This window comes from uncultured Streptococcus sp. (assembly GCF_963528215.1).
Taxonomy (GTDB): Bacteria; Bacillota; Bacilli; order Lactobacillales; family Streptococcaceae; genus Streptococcus.
In genome coordinates this window covers 1-20,773 of record NZ_CAURVL010000030.1, presented here as the reverse complement: position 1 = coordinate 20,773, position 20,773 = coordinate 1, and the positions used below count along the sequence as shown (strand labels likewise).

The 20,773-nt window shown below is 45.5% G+C and carries 19 protein-coding genes, 3 pseudogenes and 1 riboswitch; of the genes and pseudogenes, 14 read left to right on the top strand and 8 right to left on the bottom strand.

Annotated elements, in window-relative coordinates:
- The first annotated feature begins 106 nt into the window (after positions 1-106).
- The 3 genes from RWS24_RS09380 to RWS24_RS09370 all read left to right on the top strand — a co-directional run bounded on the left by RWS24_RS09380 (position 107) and on the right by RWS24_RS09370 (position 2,360).
- Positions 107-901 (top strand): CPBP family intramembrane glutamic endopeptidase, encoded by a 795-nt coding sequence (locus RWS24_RS09380; protein WP_314366909.1) that lies wholly within the window; start codon positions 107-109, stop codon positions 899-901.
- Positions 891-1,646, top strand: coding sequence for a CPBP family intramembrane glutamic endopeptidase (locus RWS24_RS09375; protein ID WP_314366908.1), 756 nt, complete (start codon positions 891-893; stop codon positions 1,644-1,646). The genes RWS24_RS09380 and RWS24_RS09375 overlap by 11 nt, the downstream gene beginning before the upstream one ends.
- 75 nt (positions 1,647-1,721) lie before the next feature.
- Positions 1,722-2,360: a TetR/AcrR family transcriptional regulator gene (locus RWS24_RS09370; protein WP_314366907.1), complete on the top strand. Its 639-nt coding sequence runs from the start codon at positions 1,722-1,724 to the stop codon at positions 2,358-2,360.
- A gap of 304 nt (positions 2,361-2,664) precedes the next feature.
- Here RWS24_RS09370 and RWS24_RS09365 read toward each other — a convergent pair whose 3' ends face one another.
- The 4 genes from RWS24_RS09365 to rnhC form a co-directional block, all read right to left on the bottom strand.
- Positions 2,665-3,609: a hypothetical protein gene (locus RWS24_RS09365; protein ID WP_314366905.1), complete on the bottom strand. Its 945-nt coding sequence runs from the start codon at positions 3,607-3,609 to the stop codon at positions 2,665-2,667.
- 93 nt (positions 3,610-3,702) lie between these two features.
- Positions 3,703-6,066, bottom strand: a complete 2,364-nt coding sequence (locus RWS24_RS09360; protein ID WP_314366903.1) for an ATP-dependent RecD-like DNA helicase — start codon at positions 6,064-6,066, stop codon at positions 3,703-3,705.
- Positions 6,067-6,125: 59 nt separating this feature from the next.
- Positions 6,126-6,755: a signal peptidase I gene (lepB, locus tag RWS24_RS09355; protein WP_314366901.1), complete on the bottom strand. Its 630-nt coding sequence runs from the start codon at positions 6,753-6,755 to the stop codon at positions 6,126-6,128.
- A gap of 3 nt (positions 6,756-6,758) precedes the next feature.
- Complete coding sequence (gene rnhC / locus RWS24_RS09350) at positions 6,759-7,649, bottom strand: ribonuclease HIII (RefSeq protein WP_314366899.1); 891 nt, start codon at positions 7,647-7,649, stop codon at positions 6,759-6,761.
- A 188-nt stretch (positions 7,650-7,837) separates the two neighbouring features.
- Here rnhC and RWS24_RS09345 point away from each other — a divergent pair, with 188 nt between their 5' ends.
- From RWS24_RS09345 to RWS24_RS09315, 7 genes are all read left to right on the top strand, one after another.
- Complete coding sequence (locus tag RWS24_RS09345) at positions 7,838-8,128, top strand: hypothetical protein (protein WP_002896593.1); 291 nt, start codon at positions 7,838-7,840, stop codon at positions 8,126-8,128.
- A gap of 10 nt (positions 8,129-8,138) precedes the next feature.
- Positions 8,139-8,690 carry a CvpA family protein gene (locus RWS24_RS09340; RefSeq protein WP_002903748.1) on the top strand — a complete coding sequence of 184 codons (552 nt, stop codon included), beginning with the start codon at positions 8,139-8,141 and terminating at the stop codon, positions 8,688-8,690.
- Between the two features lie 54 nt (positions 8,691-8,744).
- Positions 8,745-11,078, top strand: a complete 2,334-nt coding sequence (locus RWS24_RS09335) for an endonuclease MutS2 (RefSeq protein ID WP_314366896.1) — start codon at positions 8,745-8,747, stop codon at positions 11,076-11,078.
- A gap of 10 nt (positions 11,079-11,088) precedes the next feature.
- Positions 11,089-11,733, top strand: a complete 645-nt coding sequence (locus RWS24_RS09330) for a GNAT family N-acetyltransferase (protein ID WP_314366894.1) — start codon at positions 11,089-11,091, stop codon at positions 11,731-11,733.
- Between the two features lie 100 nt (positions 11,734-11,833).
- Complete coding sequence (locus RWS24_RS09325) at positions 11,834-13,252, top strand: C69 family dipeptidase (protein ID WP_314366892.1); 1,419 nt, start codon at positions 11,834-11,836, stop codon at positions 13,250-13,252.
- 84 nt (positions 13,253-13,336) lie between these two features.
- Positions 13,337-13,651 (top strand): thioredoxin, encoded by a 315-nt coding sequence (gene trxA / locus RWS24_RS09320; RefSeq protein WP_314366890.1) that lies wholly within the window; start codon positions 13,337-13,339, stop codon positions 13,649-13,651.
- A 166-nt stretch (positions 13,652-13,817) separates the two neighbouring features.
- Positions 13,818-13,910: riboswitch (glycine riboswitch) on the top strand.
- Between the two features lie 85 nt (positions 13,911-13,995).
- A complete protein-coding gene (locus RWS24_RS09315; RefSeq protein ID WP_314366888.1) occupies positions 13,996-15,333 on the top strand; it encodes a sodium:alanine symporter family protein in 1,338 nt (445 codons plus the stop codon).
- A gap of 65 nt (positions 15,334-15,398) precedes the next feature.
- Here RWS24_RS09315 and sstT read toward each other — a convergent pair.
- Positions 15,399-16,615 (bottom strand): annotated as a pseudogene (sstT, locus tag RWS24_RS09310) (serine/threonine transporter SstT).
- Positions 16,616-16,758: 143 nt separating this feature from the next.
- On the opposite strand from sstT, the gene RWS24_RS09305 reads away from it, so the two are divergent.
- The 4 genes from RWS24_RS09305 (at position 16,759) to RWS24_RS09290 (ending at position 19,781) form a co-directional block, all read left to right on the top strand.
- Positions 16,759-17,622 (top strand): mechanosensitive ion channel family protein, encoded by an 864-nt coding sequence (locus RWS24_RS09305; protein ID WP_314366886.1) that lies wholly within the window; start codon positions 16,759-16,761, stop codon positions 17,620-17,622.
- Positions 17,623-17,643: 21 nt separating this feature from the next.
- Positions 17,644-18,273: a DUF4352 domain-containing protein gene (locus RWS24_RS09300; RefSeq protein WP_314366885.1), complete on the top strand. Its 630-nt coding sequence runs from the start codon at positions 17,644-17,646 to the stop codon at positions 18,271-18,273.
- Positions 18,274-18,447: 174 nt separating this feature from the next.
- Positions 18,448-19,350, top strand: coding sequence for a DUF2268 domain-containing protein (locus tag RWS24_RS09295; protein ID WP_314366884.1), 903 nt, complete (start codon positions 18,448-18,450; stop codon positions 19,348-19,350).
- 62 nt (positions 19,351-19,412) lie between these two features.
- Positions 19,413-19,781 (top strand): EXLDI protein, encoded by a 369-nt coding sequence (locus RWS24_RS09290; RefSeq protein ID WP_314366883.1) that lies wholly within the window; start codon positions 19,413-19,415, stop codon positions 19,779-19,781.
- A gap of 50 nt (positions 19,782-19,831) precedes the next feature.
- Here the strand turns inward: RWS24_RS09290 and RWS24_RS09285 are convergent.
- The 3 genes and pseudogenes from RWS24_RS09285 to RWS24_RS09275 form a co-directional block, all read right to left on the bottom strand.
- Positions 19,832-19,978, bottom strand: a pseudogene (locus tag RWS24_RS09285) (NADP-specific glutamate dehydrogenase); the annotation flags it as partial.
- 18 nt (positions 19,979-19,996) lie between these two features.
- Entirely contained in the window at positions 19,997-20,482 is a 486-nt protein-coding gene (locus RWS24_RS09280; RefSeq protein WP_314366881.1) for a GNAT family N-acetyltransferase, read from the bottom strand.
- Positions 20,483-20,513: 31 nt separating this feature from the next.
- Positions 20,514-20,773, bottom strand: a pseudogene (locus RWS24_RS09275) (NADP-specific glutamate dehydrogenase); the annotation flags it as partial.

Genomic DNA, 20,773 nt, shown 5'->3' with positions numbered 1-20,773 from the left:
GCTGGTCGGCTGGTGGTATTGGAAGGGCAACCGGAAAGGGGCTGAGAAAGATGCAGGCTAAAAATCTTGGCAATCGCTCTTCTGCCAAAGAAAAAGGAGTAATCATATGAACACACAAACACATGTAGAGCCAGAGACAAGGCATATCCTGCCCTTTCTGGCCTGGACCTTTGGTATTAGCTGGTCTGCCTGGCTGATTCTGTATATTTTAGCCGCCCTGAAGCTGACCAGCGGGGCTGAGCCTTTGGGCTATGCTCTCATTATCATCGGTGGCTTCGGACCGGCCTTGGGAACTTTTCTCAGCCTCAAAATTTCTCATCCTAAGAAGATGCTGGACTTTATCTTCTCCCATGCCAAAGGCTGGTGGATTTATATGCTGGTCTTCTGTCTGGTTCGGGTTTTGACCCTTTTTATCGCTAATCCAGCCTTGCCGCCCCTGAATGCCATTCTGATGTTTCCTCTGGGCTGGACCTTTGTCACCTTTGTTGGAGGCGGGAACGAAGAGCTGGGCTGGCGGGGAGTGCTGCAGCCGGCTCTGGAGAAAAAATTCTCCTTCCCTCTGGCAACTGTCATCACGGCTCTGGTCTGGGTGGCCTGGCATCTGCCCCTCTGGCTGATTCCGGGAACGAGTCAAAGTCAGATTTCTTTGCTCTTCTATCTCTCCTTTGGTATCTTGCTCTGTTTCTGTATGGCGGTTCTCTACAAGCAGACGGCCTCTGTCTTTGCCTGCATGGTCTTTCACGGCTGCATTAACTTTGCTCAGGCGACGATTGTCGGCAGTGCTACAAATGGCGGAAGGTATCTCAGCTTCCAGGCTGCTAATCTGGTCATGACCGCTCTGCTGGTCGGCTGGTGGTATTGGAAGGGCAACCGGAAAGGGGCTGAGAAAGATGCAAGCTAGAAACTATAAAGATTCCTCATCTGTCAAGCAAATTCTAATTTTTCTGCTCTGGACTTTTGGCATCAGCTGGTCTGCGTGGATTCTCTCAGATGTGCTGAAAGAACGAGTGCCGCTGCTTTATCCGCTTCTCATGATAGTGGGAACATTTGGTCCTGCTATAAGTGCCAAGCTTGTCTTAGGTAAGTCTTTGAAAGAAATGCTGGCTTTTATCAAGTTTACTAGGAAAAGAAGCTGGCCTTATCTATTGATTTTTGTGGGGCTATACACGATTTCCATTGCCTTTGTGACCAGGCCGCTGCCAGGTTTGAATCTTTTGAATGTCTTGGTTCTGGCTCTGGTAACGACTCTTCTGACAGGCGGCAATGAAGAGATTGGCTGGCAGGGCTTCCTGCAGCCAAGTATGGAGAAGATCCTGCCCTTCCCTTTGGCAACTGTAGCAACTGGGTTAATCTGGGCTGTCTGGCATCTGCCCCTCTTCTTTATGCCCGGCAGCAGTCAGGCGGGGACCTCCTTTCTGGTCTTTACAGCCGCTTGCCTGCTCAGCCGTTTCTGGCTGGCAGCTCTTTACAAGGTCAGTCAGTCTGTCCTCTATTGTGTCCTCTTTCATGGGCTCATTAATACTATTGGCGAAGCCATCTTTGTAGGCAAGGGAACGGAAAATCCCCTCTTTTTCCTAGGCTATATCTTGATGGCGGCTTACAGTATCTATCTTTGGTATCAAAGGGATCAGCAAGACAAGGCTTAAAGATATTTTTATGATTTTGTATTTCTCCGGCTTTTTTGGTAGAATAAAGCTATATTAGAAACAAAGGGGAACAGAATGGCGCAGCGAAAAGACAAATCCCAGGCCATGAGAGAAAAAATTTTAAATACAGCAACCCAGCTCTTTATCCAAAAGGGGTCCGAAAAGACCAGTATGCAGGACATCGCCCAGACGGCGGGCATCTCCAAGGGGGCTATCTACCATCATTTCAAGTCAAAAGATGAGATTGTCCTTGCGGTGATTAGGAGCCGGCAGGAGCTGATGGAAGAAGAGATGAAGCAGTGGTTCAAGGCTACGGAAAATCTGACCGGCAGGGAGCAGCTGCAAGCCATCCTCAAGTCCAATCTGGAAAGTCAGACAGCCCGGGCCATAGACGGCATTGTGGATGAGTACGAGCAGGATGCAGGTTTTATTTTGACCATGATGCGGGACAATCTGCGGATAGGCGCCCCTCTGGTCAGCGATATTATCAAAAAAGGCATGGCAGATGGGTCGATCCAGACTCAGTATCCGGACCAGACTGCGGAAGTCTTTCTGCTGCTGGTGAACTTCTGGATGAATGAGACCGTTTTTGAAAGCGATCCTGAAAAACTGCCAGAACGCTTCCATTTTCTGCAGTTTATGATGACCTCGGTCGGCATGGATATCTTTAATGATGAGCTCATGCAGCTCTTTAGCCAGAAAAATAAAGCATAAAAAAGGCGATAGGACAGAACTAAAAAATTTAATTCTGTCCCAGCCTTTTTATTTATGTGCTGAATATACTGTGGATATCTTCCTCGGTCAGGCCGATTAGGGGGTCGATTTTCAGAGAAAAGTTTTGAAAAGCAGGCTGAGCGTCTCCGCTTTATGCTGGAATCTATTGGCATTGATATTCTTAGTGACGATCTGATGGAACAGACTCTGACATACTTAAAACGAAGCTAAGCGATGATTGGTACACCGAATTTTCCAAATACAATTGTAGAGTTAATATAAAGAGGACAGCAAACTGTCCTCTTTATAATTCAATATTTGGAAATTTGTCATGGATTTGATTTTTTAAACGAGTTAAAGCAAGATCTGTTTTAGAAACGTTTTGATGTCTTAGAGGCAGTTTCTCTTCGTTGCCATCAGAAAGGACAACCCGAATCTCATTTTTTCTGATGATTGGAAAGATAGAAATCATGAATGAATTGCTATGATGATAAATTGTTAGCGCGTCATGTATGTCACATGTTTTAAAGCTAGATTTGTAACTGACCAGATGATTCTTGTAAAAGAAGACACGGATATCTGGGTCAACATAGCCACCATTGTTTTCAATCTGATCCAGCGTTTCATTCAACTCGGGATAGAGTCTGTAAAAATCATTCAATCTTTTATGGTTTAAGTAATAACGGATGAACCCGATCAAAATGCAGAATATAGCAATATAGGTGAAGAAAGTGAAGGAAGTTGTTCCACCTTTTTGGAATTCTTTGTCATCAGAGAGAGTGATGTAGTATTTCAATTGTTGGTTATTTCCATGATTAAATAGATACGAGTTCATGATTTTAGCGTAATCGGGAATATCTGAAGCAGATTCTACTGAGGCAATCAACCATTTTGGCTCTCCTCCTAAATTATCCGCTTTTTCTAGTTCATCTACGAAGCGGCTAGTTGAAGAATCATTGCGCAGGCCAACATCGGCTTCCCTACCATTTTTATCTATATAAGTTACTCTGTAGAAATAGGTTGAGTCATGATCTTCTTTTAACTCTGCAACCGGTCCATCAATATGAGTAATTTGTATTGCTTGGCTGTAGGAGGTGTCAGAGATTTTTGCAGAAAGAATTTTTCCTTCTTTTCGCAAGGTTTCCACACTGATATCCTTAATTCTTGTTGATGAACGGGTACCAAATAAAATGAGACAGCATCCTACAAGCACCCATTTTATTAGAGAGGCATATTTATTGTATTTCATTAATATCTCCTTTGAAGAAAGTTAATTGTTGTTTTGTCTGGTCGTATAGCCACATTTTAGCATTATACACAGAGCAAAGAAGGGAGTCAAGGATTACTTAAAAATTCCCTTTATATCTTCTTCTCTTATTCCAATCATAGGGTCAATTTTCTGGAAGTTTTCCTCAGTCAGGACATAGTTTTCCACAGGTGTTTTCATTTTATCCACAGGATTGTGGATATTGCTTTCGGCTTGCGGTAGGTCTCCAAAGCGCTCGATGAGATAGGTTTTACGGGCGGTTCCAGTATTTTTTGCAGCATAGTCAAAGGCTGCTTTTTCCCCAAGTAAGATCAACTTGCTCTTGGCACGGGTGATAGCGGTGTAGATGAGGTTGCGCTGCAGCATTCGGTGACTGCTCTTGGTGATGGGCAAGATAACCACGGGAAATTCACTGCCCTGAGACTTGTGGATGCTCATGGCGTAGGCCAGGCGAATCTTATACCACTCGCTACGCTGATAAACAAGTTCATTGCCATCAAAGTCAATGGTCAGCTCGTCCTGCTTGGAGTCGGTGTACTTAGCAGGCAGCAGATCGCTGATATAGCCTAAGTCACCGTTGAAGACATTGCTTTCGGCATCATTGACCAAGTGGATAACCCTATCTCCTTGGCGATACTGACAGTCGGGAGCTTCAAAGGTCAGTTCCTCTTTCTCGACAGGATTGATGAGATTTTGCATAAGATTGTTAATCTGGTCAATGCCGGCTGGCCCCCGATACATAGGTGCCAATACCTGAACATCTTGAGCAGGGATACCGCTGCGAATGGCAGCGCTAGCGATTTTCTCAATCATAGGCGGGATATGCTCATTTTTAGCTTCAAAATATGAGCGATCCGCTTTTTTCTCTGTAAAGTCTGCTGGTAAAATGCCTTTCTGAATCTGGCTGGCCAGTGTGACGATTGTAGACTCTTCGCTCTGCCGATAGATGGTTTCCAGCTTGGTCTGTGGGATAGTCGGTATCTGCAGCAAGTCTGCCAGAACCTGACCTGGACTGACAGACGGAAGTTGATCCGCATCTCCGACAATCAAGAGCTTGGTTTGAGAGGAGATATTGCTGAGGAGCTGATTAGCCAGCCAAGTATCCACCATGGAAAATTCATCCACAATGATAAAATCAGCATCCAGATAATCATCTAAATGACTGGTATCATCATCGCCAGTCATTCCCAAATGGCGGTGGATAGTGGCGCTAGGAAGACCAGTCAATTCGTTCATGCGACGAGCGGCGCGCCCAGTCGGAGCTGCTAACAGAATGGGTAAATCATTGGCTTTCCGCAGGTCCAAACCACGAAGTTGAGCATAGACTGCGATGATACAGTTGATAACAGTGGTTTTTCCCGTGCCTGGTCCGCCAGTTAAGATAAAGACCTTTTGATTGATAGCCTGACGGATGGCTTCTTTTTGGATACTGTCATAGGAGATGCCGGAGTTCTCCTCCACTTGCTGGATAGCCGCAGTAATGTTATCTGTGTCAAAGTAGTCTTGCTCTCCTTTTTCCAGCAGTCGGACTAGATTACTCCTTATTCCTTCTTCAGCAAAAAATAGGCTGTTTTCAAAGATCTTGGTCTCTACATTCTGGACCTTATCTTCCTCAATTAGATGAGCCAGCTCATCAGCGACTAGACTAGGGTCCAGCTCCACTTGGCGTGAGCTTTCTAAGAGCTCGATGGTATGTTCTAGTAAATCACGAGCTTCGACATAGGTATCTCCCCGCTCCATAGACTGGGTCAGCAAGGTGTGGACAAGACCAGCCCGAAAACGCTCAGGGGCATCACTTTGGATCCCCAGCTCTTCTGCCAGATGGTCAGCGATTTTAAATCCGATCCCCTGAATATCCTCTACCAGCTGATAGGGATATTTTTCGACAATATCCAGCGTTTCTTCCTTGTAGGTATCCTGGATTTGAAAAGCAAGCTTATTGGGAATGCCGTAGGCTGCCAGCTTGGCTAGTACCATCTCAGTTCCGTAGTTGAGACTGAGCTTGGCGACAAAGGCCTCGCGGTTCTTAGCTGCTAAGCCGTTTATCTGAGTCAGCTTTTCCGGCTCTGCTAAAATCTTGTCAATGGTGTCTTCGGTATCTTCTCCGTAGAGTTGCACGATTTTTTGAGCAGTCTTGACCCCGATGCCCTTGAAATGGTCACTAGAGAAGTATTTTACTAGGCCTTTGCTGCTGGGTTTTGCTCGCTCATAGCGGGAAATTTTCAGCTGCTGGCCATATTTGGGGTGCTGGACGAGACTACCCCAGAAGGTGTAATCTTCGCCTTCCATAACATCTGCCATAGAGCCGGTGACAATGATTTCAAAATCTTCAAAATCCTCGGCATCTGTATCCTCAATATCTAAGAGCAGGATGCGGAAAAAGTTGCTGGGATTTTCAAAAATAATCCGTTCAATGGTTCCTGAAAAGTAAAATTCCATAGTTTATAGGTTCTTCTTTTAAAACGAACCCAGCTGACGTTCAACTGAGTTCGGTATGCTTAATAGGTCTTAAAAGGCAGCAGTGGCCAGAAGCGGAACTTGGCTTCGCCCTGGATTTGTTCTTTTTGGAAGGTACCGACTTGGCGACTATCCTTGGAAACAATCCGATCGTCACCTAGAAGCAAATATTCATCATCCAGAAGCTTGATGGTGAAGACAGAGCTGCCTTCACTATCAACAGTGAAGGCTTGAGCCTGAGCAGCGAGTTTTCTGAAAAACACACCATTGTCATCATAATCATCCCCAGTGTAAGTGGATTGGAGCTTGTCTTCTTTAAATTTCTTGATGTAGTCCGTCAGGTAAGGCTCGTCTGTTTTTTTGCCGTTGATGTAAAGAGTATCATTTTCATACTGAATAGTATCACCCGGCATACCGATAACCCGCTTGACAATCTCCTTGGTCGTTCCGTCATTATCTGTCTCAGTGGCGACAACGATATCAAATCGGTCAATAGACTGATATTTAAGCACAAGTAGATATTCCCCATTGGCCAGCGTAGGGTCCATAGAGTGGCCATCTACCTTTACAGGGGACCAGAGATAGAGCCGTGATAGGATAATGATAGAGATAAAGATGATAAAGAGCCCCCATTCTTTGAGAATGACAACGGCAGTATTTGATTTTTTCATAGGTTACCTTTCTAGAAGTTTTTGTGCTTTTTCAGTATTTTTAAAGTGGAGTTTAGCAGAATGCTGCAGACCGGCCATTCCATAGGCTTGAAGAATCTGGCTGGCAACTTGGTCGCTCTTGCTTCCGGCTCCGCTAGGCAGGGTATAGCCCAGCTCTTGACTGAGATTTTCTAGATTTTCAAGAAAGAGGTCACGAGCGATAATAGAGCTGACAGCAACAGCTAGGAACTTTCCTTCAGCCTTTTCAATCAGACTTACCGGATTTGGAAAATGATTTTTTTCCTGCTTTAGGTATTTATTGTAGTTTTGTTGGCTGGTAAAGGCATCGATGACGATTTTTTCGGGATTGATGCCTTTCTGCAGCAGTAGGTAGATAGCTTGATTGTGTAAGGCTACCTTGACAGAGACGGCATTGTAGCCAGAAGCGATGACTTCATTGTACTTCTCTGGCGATATGAGCAGAGCTTGGTGGGCAATCTTTTCTTTCAAGACAGGTGCCAGTTGGCGAATCTTGCTATCGTTCAAGGTTTTAGAATCACCAACGCCCAGTTTTCTCAGAAAGTCGTGCTGGTTTGGAGTGACAAAAGAAGCTACGACGGCTAGACCTCCAAAGTAGGAGCCGTTGCCGACCTCATCTGTCCCAATGAGGGCAAAATTCTGAGAAGCAGGATTAGAACTGGATTTTTCTGGTTGATGGCCAAAAAAGCCAGCGTAGTGAGCAGCTTTTGCCCCTTGAAAGAGAACTTTGCCAGAGCTAAAGACACTGACCGTCGCCTGATCCAGCCGGAAGAAATATTGAATATGCGGGTTCTTGCTAGGAACCAGATGGTCCTGATATTTCTTAACAAAAGCCTGAATTTCTTGCTGTTTGGGACTGAGGGTGATACTTTCCATACCCCCTATTGTACCATAAAAAGGAAAAGTCGAAAGCCATAAGATTGAAAATTCTACAAAAATTTTGTAGGAAAGCACCGCTGTTTGTAATGTCAAAAAAGGTGAAAAAGAAAGTCCCTGTTTAGTCCTAAGTGTTTTTATAACTGACAAAGGGCTTCTTTTTTGATATAATACAATGAGGTGATTTTATGGCAAATTTGAATCGATATAAATTTACATTTGGAAACAAGACCTTAACTCTAACAACAGAACACGATAATCTCTTTATGGAAGAAGTAGAACGGGTAGCAAAGGAAAAATACAAGGCTATCAAAGAGCAGATGCCTGCGGCAGATGATGAAGTCCTGGCGATTTTGCTGGCTGTCAATAGCCTATCCACTCAGCTCAGCCGCGAGATTGAGTTTGACGACAAGGAAAAAGAACTGGAAGATTTTCGTCACAAAATGCTCAGTGATTTGAGAGAAAAATCGGGTAAATAGAGGAGCAATAATGTTTTCTATTATTATTTTACTAATATTGGCCTGGAGCTTTTATATTGGCTACTCGCGTGGCATTGTTCTGCAGGGCTATTATGCTGCTGCAACCATGGTTTCTATGCTGGTGGCTGGAGCTTTTTATAAGAGTTTGGCCAAGTTTATCAGTCTTTGGGTGCCTTATGCCAGCGCAACTCAGGGCTCTTCGACCTACTTTTTCCCTAGCTCCCAGCTTTTTCAGTTGGATCAGGTTTTTTATGCTGGTTTGGCCTATCTCATTATCTTTACGGCTGTCTATATCCTTGGGCGCTTTTTCGGGATTTTTGCCAATCTGATTCCCTATCCCAATAAGCTGGATACCAAATGGTACAATGTGACCAGCGGAGCCATCGCTGTCTGCATCTCTATTTTTGTTTTGGGAATGTGCCTGACTATTTTAGCGACGGTGCCGATGGAGATGGTTCAGGAGCGGCTCAATAGCAGCTTCATGATTCGCTTTATTGTCAAGTATACCCCTATCACATCCAATATCCTCAAAGATCTCTGGGTGAATCAAGTTATCGGATAAAAGACGACTCAGTTGGCCTGCTAGCTGGGTTCTTTTTTACTAGAAAAGAAAATTATGAATACAAAAATTTTAGAAACCTTAGAATTTAAGAAGATTAAAGAACTTTTTGCTCCCTATCTTTTAACCGAGCAGGGGCAGCTGGAGCTAGGCCTGCTTTTGCCGACCAGCAAGAAGGAGACGGTGGCCTCGGCTTTTCTGGAAATGACAGATATGCAGCAGATTTTTGTGCAGCATCCGTACTTTAGTCTGGCTGCGACTCAGGATATTACTGCCTTGACCAAGCGCTTGGAGCTGGAAAGCGACTTGAATATTGAGGAGTTTTTGGCTCTCAAGCGCGTCTTGGCTGTGACTCAGGAACTCAAGTCCTTTTATGAGGACTTGGAAAATATGCACTTGGAAAAGCTGGACCGTCTGTTTGAGAATCTAGCTGTGTTCCCTAAGCTGCAAGGAAGTCTGCAGGCTGTGAATGATGGCGGATTTATTGAAAGCTTTGCTAGCGAAAGTTTGAGCCGCATCCGCCGAAAAATTCAAGAAAATGAAAACCAGGTGCGGGAAATTCTGCAGGAGATTCTCAAAAACAAGGGAGAGATGCTGGCGGATCAGGTAGTGGCTAGCCGGAATGGCCGCAATGTGCTGCCCGTGAAAAATACCTACCGCAACCGCATTTCAGGTGTGGTTCACGATATTTCTGCCAGCGGCAATACCGTCTATATCGAGCCTAGAGCAGTTGTCAATCTCAACGAAGAAATTGCGAGCAGTCGGGCTGACGAGCGTTATGAAATTCAGCGGATTTTGCAGGAATTATCGGACCTCTTCCGTCCCCATGCAGCTGAAATTGCCAATAACGCTTGGATTATCGGACATCTGGACCTGGTGCGTGCCAAGGTCCGCTTCATGCAAGAGACGGGAGCGGTGGTGCCAGACCTGTCGGAAGAGCAGGATATCCAACTGCTCAGTGTCCGTCATCCACTGATTGAAAATGCAGTGGCTAATGACTTGCATTTCGGGCCAGACTTGACAGAGATTGTCATTACCGGGCCTAATACGGGTGGTAAGACTATCATGCTGAAGACCTTGGGTTTGGCTCAGATCATGGCCCAGTCAGGCCTGCCGATTCTGGCGGACAAGGGTAGTCGCGTCGGGATTTTCAGTCAGATTTTTGCAGACATTGGTGATGAGCAGTCCATTGAGCAGAGCCTGTCAACTTTCTCTAGTCACATGACCAATATCGTCTCTATTTTAGAGCAGGTTGATAGCGAGAGTTTGGTTCTGCTGGATGAGCTGGGAGCTGGGACTGATCCGCAGGAGGGGGCAGCACTAGCTATTGCCATCTTGGAAGATTTGCGGCTAAGACAGATTAAAACCATGGCGACGACCCACTATCCTGAGCTCAAAGCCTATGGGATTGAGACGGACTGGGTGGAAAATGCCAGCATGGAATTTGATACAGATAGTTTAAGGCCGACCTATCGCTTTATGCAGGGAGTGCCTGGCCGCTCCAATGCCTTTGAAATCGCTCGGCGTTTGGGCTTGGCAGAAGTTATCGTTGGCCATGCCCAAGAGCAGACCAACACAGATAGTGATGTCAATCGGATCATTGAGCGCCTAGAGAAGCAGACGCTGGAAAGCCGCAAGCGCTTGGACAATATTCGCGAAGTCGAGCAGGAAAACCTTAAATTTAACCGAGCACTTAAAAAACTTTATAATGAGCTCAATCGAGAGAAAGAGACCGAACTCAATAAGGCGCGCTTGGAAGCCCAGGAAATCGTTGATTTGGCTTTGTCAGAGAGTGAGAGCATTCTCAAAAATCTCCATGATAAGTCCAGTCTCAAACCACATGAGATTATTGAAGCCAAGGCTCAGCTTAAAAAGTTGGCACCAGAAACAGTTGATTTATCAAAGAATAAGGTGCTCAAGCAGGCCAAGAAAAATCGGGCGCCCAAGGTGGGAGATGATATCCTAGTCACCAGCTATGGTCAGAGGGGAACCTTGGTCAAGCAACTCAAGGACGGCCGTTGGGAAGCTCAGGTCGGTCTTATCAAGATGACTCTAGAAGAGCAGGAGTTTAACTTACTCAAGGCTGAAAAGGAGCAGCAACCTAAGCGCAAGCAGGTCAATGTGGTCAAGCGGGCCAATACTGCTGGACCGAAAGCCAGACTGGATCTGCGTGGCAAACGCTATGAAGAGGCTATGGAAGAGCTTGATGCCTTTATCGATCAGGCCCTCCTCAATAACATGGCTCAGGTGGATATTATCCACGGTATCGGGACCGGCGTCATACGTGAAGGGGTGACCAAATATCTCCGCCGCAACAAGCATGTCAAGTCCTTTGGCTATGCTCCGCAAAATGCCGGCGGGAGCGGTGCGACGATTGTGATCTTTAAGTAAGAGGCCAGAAATGAAAATACAAACCTATGACTCAACTTATGAGAAAAGTTGGGTTTATACAAAGGCTTTGAGTTATCTCTTTTCGCCTTTCTTTGATGATATGAGCCGCAGCAAGGATGCTTTTACTGAAGAGCCTTACCAAGATTCTATTGAGCTCATAGCAGTGGAAGATGATCAGGTTGTAGGGCTTCTAGATATTGGGATTTACACCGAAGAAGCAAGTCATGCTTATCCATATTATCCGGGAGAAAAGATAGCTTACTTCGCTAATCTGGCTGTCCATCCTGATTTTCAGAATCAAGGGATAGCCGGCCAACTCTTTCAAACTGCTTGGGAGAAGCTGCAAGAAAAGAAAGTTGAGGCCTTGATCATCTTTACCAGAGACGGGAAGCAGGCAAATCACCTCTATCAGAAGTGGGGCGGCAAGCTGATTTGTCAAGACTACTTGGTTGTCGGGCGCCCCAAAGACCAAATAGCGTTTTCTTTCAGTGTTGATAGGAAACAGCAGACAATCTGTCTGACAGATAAGTCGGGAAATTCCTTAGGCTATTATCAAAGAGAAGGGCATTATATTGTCTCAAGGAAAGAAGATTTAGAGAATTTTGACATTGATGAACTTTACAAAGAACATACCTATGTTTTAAAAATCGAATAGGGCATTGGAAGTTTCAGTGAAGAGATAGCAGCAGGTCCTTTTATGAGGTCCTGCTTTTTGCTATAATGGAAGCAGCATAAAGTGTTTCGGAGGGAAAATAATGAGAATAAAGCATGCATCAGATTCCTGCACGACTATTTTGGTGGGCAAGAAGGCCAGTTACGACGGTTCAACCATTGTCGCTCGTACAGAGGATTCACAAAATGGGGTCTTTACACCCAAGAAATTTGTCGTAGTGGAGCCACAAGATCAGCCCCGCCATTATCAATCAGTTTTAACGTCTTTTGAGATGGATTTGCCGGACAATCCAGTCCGCTATACGGCAGTGCCAGATGCAGTTCCCAAAGATGGTATTTGGGGAGCAGCTGGGATTAATAGCTACAATGTTGCTGTCAGCGCAACGGAAACGATTACGACCAATAGCCGCGTGCTGGGAGCTGATCCTCTGGTAGAGTCGGGTATCAGCGAGGAAGATATCCTTACTCTGGTTCTTCCCTACATCAAGACGGCTCGTGAGGGGGTTCTACGCTTAGGGAAAATCCTAGAGGAGTACGGCACTTATGAGTCCAATGGGATTGCTATTTCAGATATTAATGAAATCTGGTGGTTGGAAACCATTGGCGGCCACCATTGGATGGCGCGGCGCGTGCCAGATGATGCCTATGTGACCAATCCAAATCAGCTGGGCAGCGATTATTTTGAATTTGACAATCCAGAGCACTTCCTCTGTCATCCAAATCTCAAAAATTTTATCAAGGAAAACCATCTCAATCTGAATTACTCAGATGAGGGCTTCAATCCACGCTATGCTTTTGGCAGCCAGAAGGATAAGGACCGCCATTACAATACACCGCGAGCTTGGGATATCCAGCGTTTTCTCAATCCAGAAGTGGAGCAAGATCCAAGGAGTTTCTTCATTCCTTGGTGCCGCAAGCCATACCGCAAGATTACTATCGAGGATGTCAAGTATGTCCTGAGCAGTCACTATCAGGATTCGCCTTATAATCCTTACGGAGTAGAGGGCGATCACTATAGCAGACGGGCCTTCCGGACTATTGGCATCAATCGAACCAGTCAGACAGCCATCTTGCAGCTGCGCCCTAACCAACCGCAGGCAACGACGGGTATCCAGTGGCTATCCTACGGCTCCATGCCTTACAATACAGCAGTTCCTTTCTTTACTCAAGTCTCAACAACGCCAGACTACTTTGCCAACACAACGGACAAGGTTTCGACGGATTCTTTCTACTGGGCCAATCGCCTGATTGCTGGGCTAGCTGACGCTCATTTTAGCAGTCATGTCGGAGACTTGGATGAATATCAGGAAAAGACTATGGCTTGGGGTCACGAAATGATTGGTCGGGTAGACCGAGCTCTGGCCAAGGGCGAGGCTGTGGACTTTGAAGTTGAAAATCAAGCCATGAGCGATAAGGTGCAAGAAGCGACAGACCAGCTCTTGGAGAAAGTTCTTTTGGATGCCAGCAATCTCATGACCAACCATTTCTCACTGAGTGACTAAGGCCCTACCCGTAGCAAATATTTTTCTTTCTGATGTTTTTGGTGTAAAATGTTATCAAAAGTAAGCAATAAAAGGAGAAGATTTATGGTAGCAGCAGTTACAGATGCAACATTCGCAGAAGAAACAAAAGATGGATTGGTTCTGATTGACTTTTGGGCAACTTGGTGCGGTCCATGCCTTATGCAGGCGCCTATCTTGGAGCAGTTGGCAGGGGAAGTTCATGAGGATGAATTGAAAATCCTTAAAATGGATGTGGATGAAAATCCAAATACGGCCCGTGAATTTGGCATTATGTCCATTCCGACTCTTCTGTTCAAGAAAGACGGTCAAGTCGTTAAGCAAGTCGCAGGCGTTCACACTAAAGACCAGCTCAAGGCTATTATCGCGGAATTAAGCTAAGCAAGAAGCCTGAGGGCTTCTTTTTTGTATCGAAAAACGTTTACATGCTCAAAAAATTTCATAAAATATTGACAAAAGGCGAATGTTTTTTTAGAATAATAGAAAATTAATAATCAACACCGAACGAAGTTTTTCAGAAAGAGGCAGGCACCTCTGACTGTGAAATGGACGGAACTCTGGAGAGACCATGAATGGCACCGAAGGGGCAAGGCGGTTTAGAACCGCTCAAACTCTCAGGTAAAAGGACAGAGCGAAGAGGCAGGGATTTCCCTACTCCAGCACATCCAGAGTACATGTTTTTCATGTGCTCTTTCTTTTTCTCGGTGTGAAAAGGAGCTTATATCATGTTGGAAATATTGAATCGTCTGGATTCTTTGGTTTGGGGTCCACCCCTGCTCATTTTGCTGGTTGGTACCGGTATCTATCTCAGTCTGCGTCTGGGCTTGCTGCAGATTTTTCGACTTCCGCGTGCCTTTCGGCTAATCTTTGTATCAGACGAGGAGCATCAGGGCGATGTCTCTAGCTTTGCAGCTCTCTGTACTGCTCTAGCCGCGACGGTGGGAACGGGAAATATCATCGGAGTGGCAACGGCCATTAAAACCGGTGGACCGGGTGCTCTCTTCTGGATGTGGGTAGCTGCTTTCTTTGGAATGGCAACCAAGTATGCCGAAGGTCTCTTGGCTATCAAGTACCGCCGCAAGGATGCTCATGGAGCCATGGCAGGCGGTCCTATGCACTATATCTTACTAGGGATGGGCGAGAAGTGGCGCCCGCTGGCCATCTTTTTTGCCCTAGCTGGTATCTTGGTGGCTCTTTTGGGGATTGGGACCTTTACGCAGGTCAATTCCATCACAGAGGCCATGCAGAATACTATTCAGCTGCCTCCAGCTGTGACAGCTTCTATCTTGGCTATTTTGGTGGCTCTGGTTATTTTCAGCGGCATCCAGTCTATTGCTCGAGTATCGACCAAGGTTGTGCCCTTTATGGCAGCTATTTATATCTTGGGGACTGTAACTGTCTTAGCGGTCAATCTAGATCGTCTGCTGCCCACTCTCCAGCTGGTCTTTAGCTCAGCCTTTAGCCAGACAGCTGCTGTTGGTGGCTTTGCCGGTGCGACCATCCAGATGGCAATTCAAAACGGGGTCGCGCGTGGAGTTTTCTCCAATGAATCTGGTTTGGGTTCAGCACCCATTGCAGCGGCGGCAGCTCGGACCAAGGAACCAGTAGAACAGGGCTTGATTTCCATGACCGGAACCTTCATCGACACCCTGATTATCTGTAGCCTGACAGGCTTGACGATTTTAATCACAGGAGTCTGGGATGGCAATCTCAATGGTGTGTCCCTGACTCAGGCAGCCTTTGCGAGTGTTTTTGCTAATTTTGGTCCGGTTCTGCTTTCAGTCTTTCTGGTTCTCTTTGCCTTTACGACTATCTTGGGCTGGAACTACTATGGTGAGCGCTGTTTTGAATTTCTCTTTGGGGTGCGCTATATCCGCGTTTATCGCCTGCTCTTTGTTCTTATGATTGTTCTCGGTGGCTTTGTGGGTCTAGAGGCAGTCTGGATTATTGCAGATATTGTCAATGCCCTCATGGCCTTGCCAAACTTAATCGCTCTTCTAGCACTTTCTCCTATTGTCATCGGAGAAACAAAGAAATACTTTGACAAGCATCGAAAGAATTAATTTTCACACATAAAAAAGCCTCTAGTTTTCTGTAATGATGGAAGTCTAGAGGTTTTATGTTGAAATTAATAACGTTTTTCTTTTGACCAGCTGCTCATCTCGGCCACAGCTGTAAAGAGAACGTCAGTAGAAGAGTTGAGGGCTGTCTCGCAGGAGTCCTGAATGACACCAATAACGAAACCGACGCTGACTACCTGCATGGCCAAATCATTGGAAATTCCAAAGAGGCTGCAGGCGACTGGAATGAGCAGAAGAGAACCGCCAGCTACGCCGGAAGCCCCGCAGGCAGAAAATGCCGCTACAATACTGAGAACTAGAGCCGTGCCAAAGTCAACCCTGATACCTAGCGTGTTGACAGCAGCCAAGGTCAGGGTATTGATAGTAATAGCAGCCCCTGCCATGTTGATAGTGGCTCCCAGAGGGATAGAAACTGAGAAGGTTTCTGGATTGAGTCCCAGATCCCGACAAAGCTTCATATTGACAGGGATGTTAGCTTCTGAGCTGCGCGTGAAAAAGGCAGTCACACCACTGACTCGCAAACAGCGCCAGACCAAGGGATAGGGATTTTTCCGCAGCATGATAAAGGTAATCAAAGGATTGATAATCAGAACGACAATCAGCATGCTGGCTATCAAGGCCAGCAGCAAAATGCCATAGCTTTGTAGAGCCTGGAAGCCTTTGCCGGAAATGGTCGTGTAGACCAATCCTAGAATACCAAGAGGGGCTAGATTGATAATCCACTCGACAATCTTAGAAGTGATATCTGCCAAGGTCTGCAACAGTTCCTTGCTGTGGTGGCTGGCTTCCCGCATGACAATTCCAAAGATGACAGCCCAGGACAGGATACCAATGTAGTTAGCGGTGATGAGGGCGTTGACGGGATTGTCCACCAGCTGAAGCAGAAGATTGCTGAGAACTTGTCCGATTCCATCTGGCGGAGAAACCTTTTGGGAGGACGATGCCAACTCTATGCTAATTGGAAAGAAGGAGTTGACTAGGACTGCGACCAGGGCAGCCGCAAAGGTTCCCAGAAGATAGAGCAAGATGACTTTTTCATATTGCTCTTTTGTCCTTTTTGCTGCTGGGACAGGGCGTTTGCCACCAGAGCGAAGACTAGGAGCGGAGCGATGGCCTTGAGGCCGCCAACGAAGATTTGGCCCAGAAGTCCGATGGCTTGTGCTTGGGGGAAGATGATAGCCAGCAGGACACCAATGCCAATACCGATGGAAATCCGCTTGATTAGATTGGTTTTATTCCAAATGGCGATGAAGCGATGGAGCATGTAAGTTCCTTTCTTGTCTTAGATACTTATTTTATTATACGATAGAAAGGGGGTGAAAGCAATGCTAGGTCGGACTAACCATTCTATGTCCGCGCAGATTGGTCTTTGTGGTATAATGGTAGTAATCTTTTTGGAGGTAGCCTATGTCTAAGACCGGAAATGTCTTTTCCCGCTATATCCAGCAGTTTGACTGGACCAAGATTGCAGATGACCTCTTTTCCAAGCTGGTTTCTTTACTTCTGCTTTTTATCTTATTTTACATCGTTAAGAAAATCCTGCATTTGTCAGTGACCAAGATCATTGCCCCCTCTCTCAAGCTATCCAAGCAGGATGTAGCCAGACAAAAAACCATTACCCGTCTGATTGAGAATCTGCTTAATTATGTCTTGTATTTTCTCTTGATTTACTGGGTTTTATCTATCTTGGGACTGCCGGTTTCCAGCCTTTTAGCTGGTGCCGGAATTGCCGGGGTGGCCATCGGGATGGGAGCCCAGGGCTTCCTGTCGGATCTGGTCAATGGCTTCTTTATCCTTCTCGAGCGACAGTTAGATGTCGGTGATAATGTTCGTCTAACTAACGGTCCTATCAACATTGCTGGAACAGTAATCAGTGTCGGGATTCGGACGACGCAGGTACGGGACGCGGACGGAACGCTTCATTTTGTGCCCAACCGCAATATCATGGTTGTCAGCAATCTGTCTCGAGGAGATATGCGGGTCTTGATTGACATTCCTATTTATGCCCAGACGGATTTGGACGAGATTTACCGCATCATTTCCAAGGTCAATGAAGAAGCAGTGCCAGAACATCCAGAGATTCTCAAGGAACCGGATGTCTTGGGACCGCAGATGGCTTCAAATGGCCAGTTCAACTTCCGTATCAGCATGATAGTGCAGGGAGGTATGCAGATTTCTATTTACCATATCTTCTACCGTCTTTACCATGAGGCGCTTTTGCGAGAGGGGATTGAGCTTCCGACGCTTGGACCTCTTTCAAAAGGCAAGTAATTATTGATTAGAAAGGTCCATATGAATCAGCGAATTCAGCAGGAGATTGTCAGTGAGGACAATCTTGTTTACCGTTTAAAACGTCCTCTCCACAAGCAGGGGCTCTTTTGGGCAGCTCTGGTGTCTGGTATTATCATCTTTCTTCTGGCCTTGCTCAGCATTCTCCTCGTCATCACCACGATTGGTCTTATGGAGGAAAATGACCATCTCAAGTCTCTCACAGGCTACCATAACTCGCCTTTAGAGACCTATTCCAGCCATGCTTTTGAGAAAACAGTTGAATTTTCCAGCGGACTCAAGGTGACAGTTCATTCAGCAGTGGAAGACAACAAGAGAGTCATGAGCGATGAGTCAACAGGAGTAGCTGTCGTTGCGACTATCACGGTTGAAAACACTTCTAAAAAGCCCATTCTGGTCAGTCCTTATGACTTTGGACTTTATGACAAGAAGGAGAATGTCTATATTTTGGACGGCTCAACCTTTGACAATACACAAATCGGCACCAATCTGGCGCCAGACAAGTCTATCCGCTTTGACTTGGTATTTGACGGGGAAGGCGGTGATGAGGATGCCTATACCGTGACCTACGATAATGCTAAGTGGCAAAAGGAGAAAAGCAAGCCAAAGCAAGAGAAAAAGAAGGAGCAGTAGGGAAAATTATCCTATTACTCTAATACCTTTGCTACTTTCCGCACCCAGATTTGAAAGTGGAGGCAGCAAATGTTATAGATGAAAGAGGATTTGGGACAAAAGTTTCAAATCTTTTTCTTGACTATGACCTTAGGGGAGGGTGTATACTGGTGAAAATTAGAAAAGGAGATTACCATGCAAATTAATATTATTCGCTCTGATAAAGTTTATCAGGAGTTGCTTGAACTTCCATTTGATAAAAGGGAGGGCTGTTTTCGAGCGAAAATACTCGCTCCATTTGCTCCTAAATACCAAACTCAGCACATTCCTTTAAAAGCGAAGTATCCTGGAGGATTTGATGCTCTATTTCTACTTGGCTTTATGAATCAGTTGCCCGGAACTCTGTCAGAAAAGGATAGACCAGCTATCGACTCTCTGAGCTCTGATCAACTCTGGCAAGACTGCCAGGATACCATCAAAAGGAGTATTGGTCTTTTTGAACAGGCTGGCTATGATTTAGAGGTTGAGGATTACCATTTTACTATATTATTGGGAAATCCTGAAAAAACCATGCTACTGCTCAATAAGGGTTACAGCGGAGATGGAGGAATTCCAGGCTACCTCATGCTTAGTCTACTACCAAATGACTATACTTTGCCACGTGTGCAGGCGGCATTAGCCCACGAGTGCAATCACAATGTCCGCTTCCAATTTATCAAATGGAATCAGCAGACGACATTAGCAGACTGGGTAGTTAGTGAAGGATTGGCAGAGTCTTTTGCTGCCGAGCTCTATGGTAAAGAGCTCATTGGACCTTGGGTAACTTCAACCAGTTCAGAGCAATTAGAGGAGATTAAGCCCATCATCTCAAGTCAGCTTCAGCTAACTGGGATGGCGGAAATAGCTCCTTATCTCTACGGTGATGAAATCGCCGAGATTCAAGGTCAAATACCAGTCGGTATGCCTTATGCTGCGGGCTATGCTTATGGCTATCATTTGATACAAGCCTATCTGAAAAAGACTGGCAAGAGCGTTATTGAAGCGACAGTAACATCGACAGAAGAGATTTTAGAGGCGACGAAAGACTTTTGGCAATGACACTTTTGCTTGAAAATCTGCCTGAACCTGATATAATGTAGGTAATTTCTGGAGGTGACTATATGCACTATAAAAGAGTCGAATTGAAAGTTACAAATCAAGGTATCCATGAGCGCAAGATTTTTCAAGGTGTCAAGATTTTCAATCGTAGCAAGCTGTCCAAAGATCAGAAAAGCATTCTAACACAGAAGCTTTACCTGACACCGAAGCAAAACATTGTTTACTATCAACGAACAGATGTCAACTATGACCAGAACTGGCATCATAAGAAGGATTATTATGAACTAGCTTATGGTCAGTTTGACAGAGAGACTGTTTTTAAGGTTTGCCAAGATTTTGACGAACTAAGTCTTTTTCTGGAGAATGAGCTGCTGGAGAAGCTAAAAGAAAAGCAGTCATCAGGCAAGTTTTTTGAAAAATTAGATATATAAAAATCCGGCTGCTTTTACAAGCAGTCGGATTTATTCTAGTTTGATAGTTCTTAGACAATACCTTGGGCAATCATAGCCTTGGCTACGTTTTCGAAGGCAGCGATATTAGCACCAGCCAGATAGTCTTTGCTAAGTCCGTAAGTTTCAGCGGTAGTTTTAGCTGTGTTGAAGATGTTGGTCATGATGTCCTTGAGACGGGCAGAGTATACTGGCATCTATTCATCTGGTAAGAGGGATTTTATCATCCAGATATTCATAGCCGGGTGGCCAGCAGCGTTAGAAAGTGGTTGTTGCAGTGATGTAAAACCATAGTGCTGATAGATGGCCACGGCCGTAGCCAGTTCAGTAGAGGTTTCTAGATAAAGTTGTTCATAACCTGCTAGGCGGGCTTCCTGGAATATCCGCTTTATCAACCGGCTGGAATAACCTTTGCCACGACTGTTTTTAGTGACATATAGTTTTTGTAATTCAGCAATCTTATCAGAAACAGGTGCAAAGCCGCCACAGCCAACGAGATGACCTTCATCTTCCAGAACAAAGTAAGCTGCCCTCTCTTGATGTTGATAATAGTCGGCCAAATGATCTAGATGAGAATCAAAGTAGACAGTTCCTGGTTTGTCAAGCCCGAATTCTTCTAGGCTGGCTCGAATGAGCTGCGCTACAGCTGGATTGTCTCTCACTTCCATTGGCCGTAAGTTCATGATTTGTCCTCCGATAGGATGTATCGACTAGTTAAACAATACCTTGGGCAATCATAGCGTTGGCTACGTTTTCGAAGGCAGCAATGTTAGCACCAGCCAGGTAGTCTTTGCCAAGTCCGTAAGTTTCAGCGGTAGTCTTAGCTGTGTTGAAGATGTTGGTCATGATGTCCTTGAGACGGCCGTCAACTTCTTCACGAGTCCATGAGAGGCGAAGGCTGTTTTGGCTCATTTCCAGAGCAGATACAGCTACACCACCAGCATTGGCAGCTTTGGCAGGTCCGTAAAGGATTC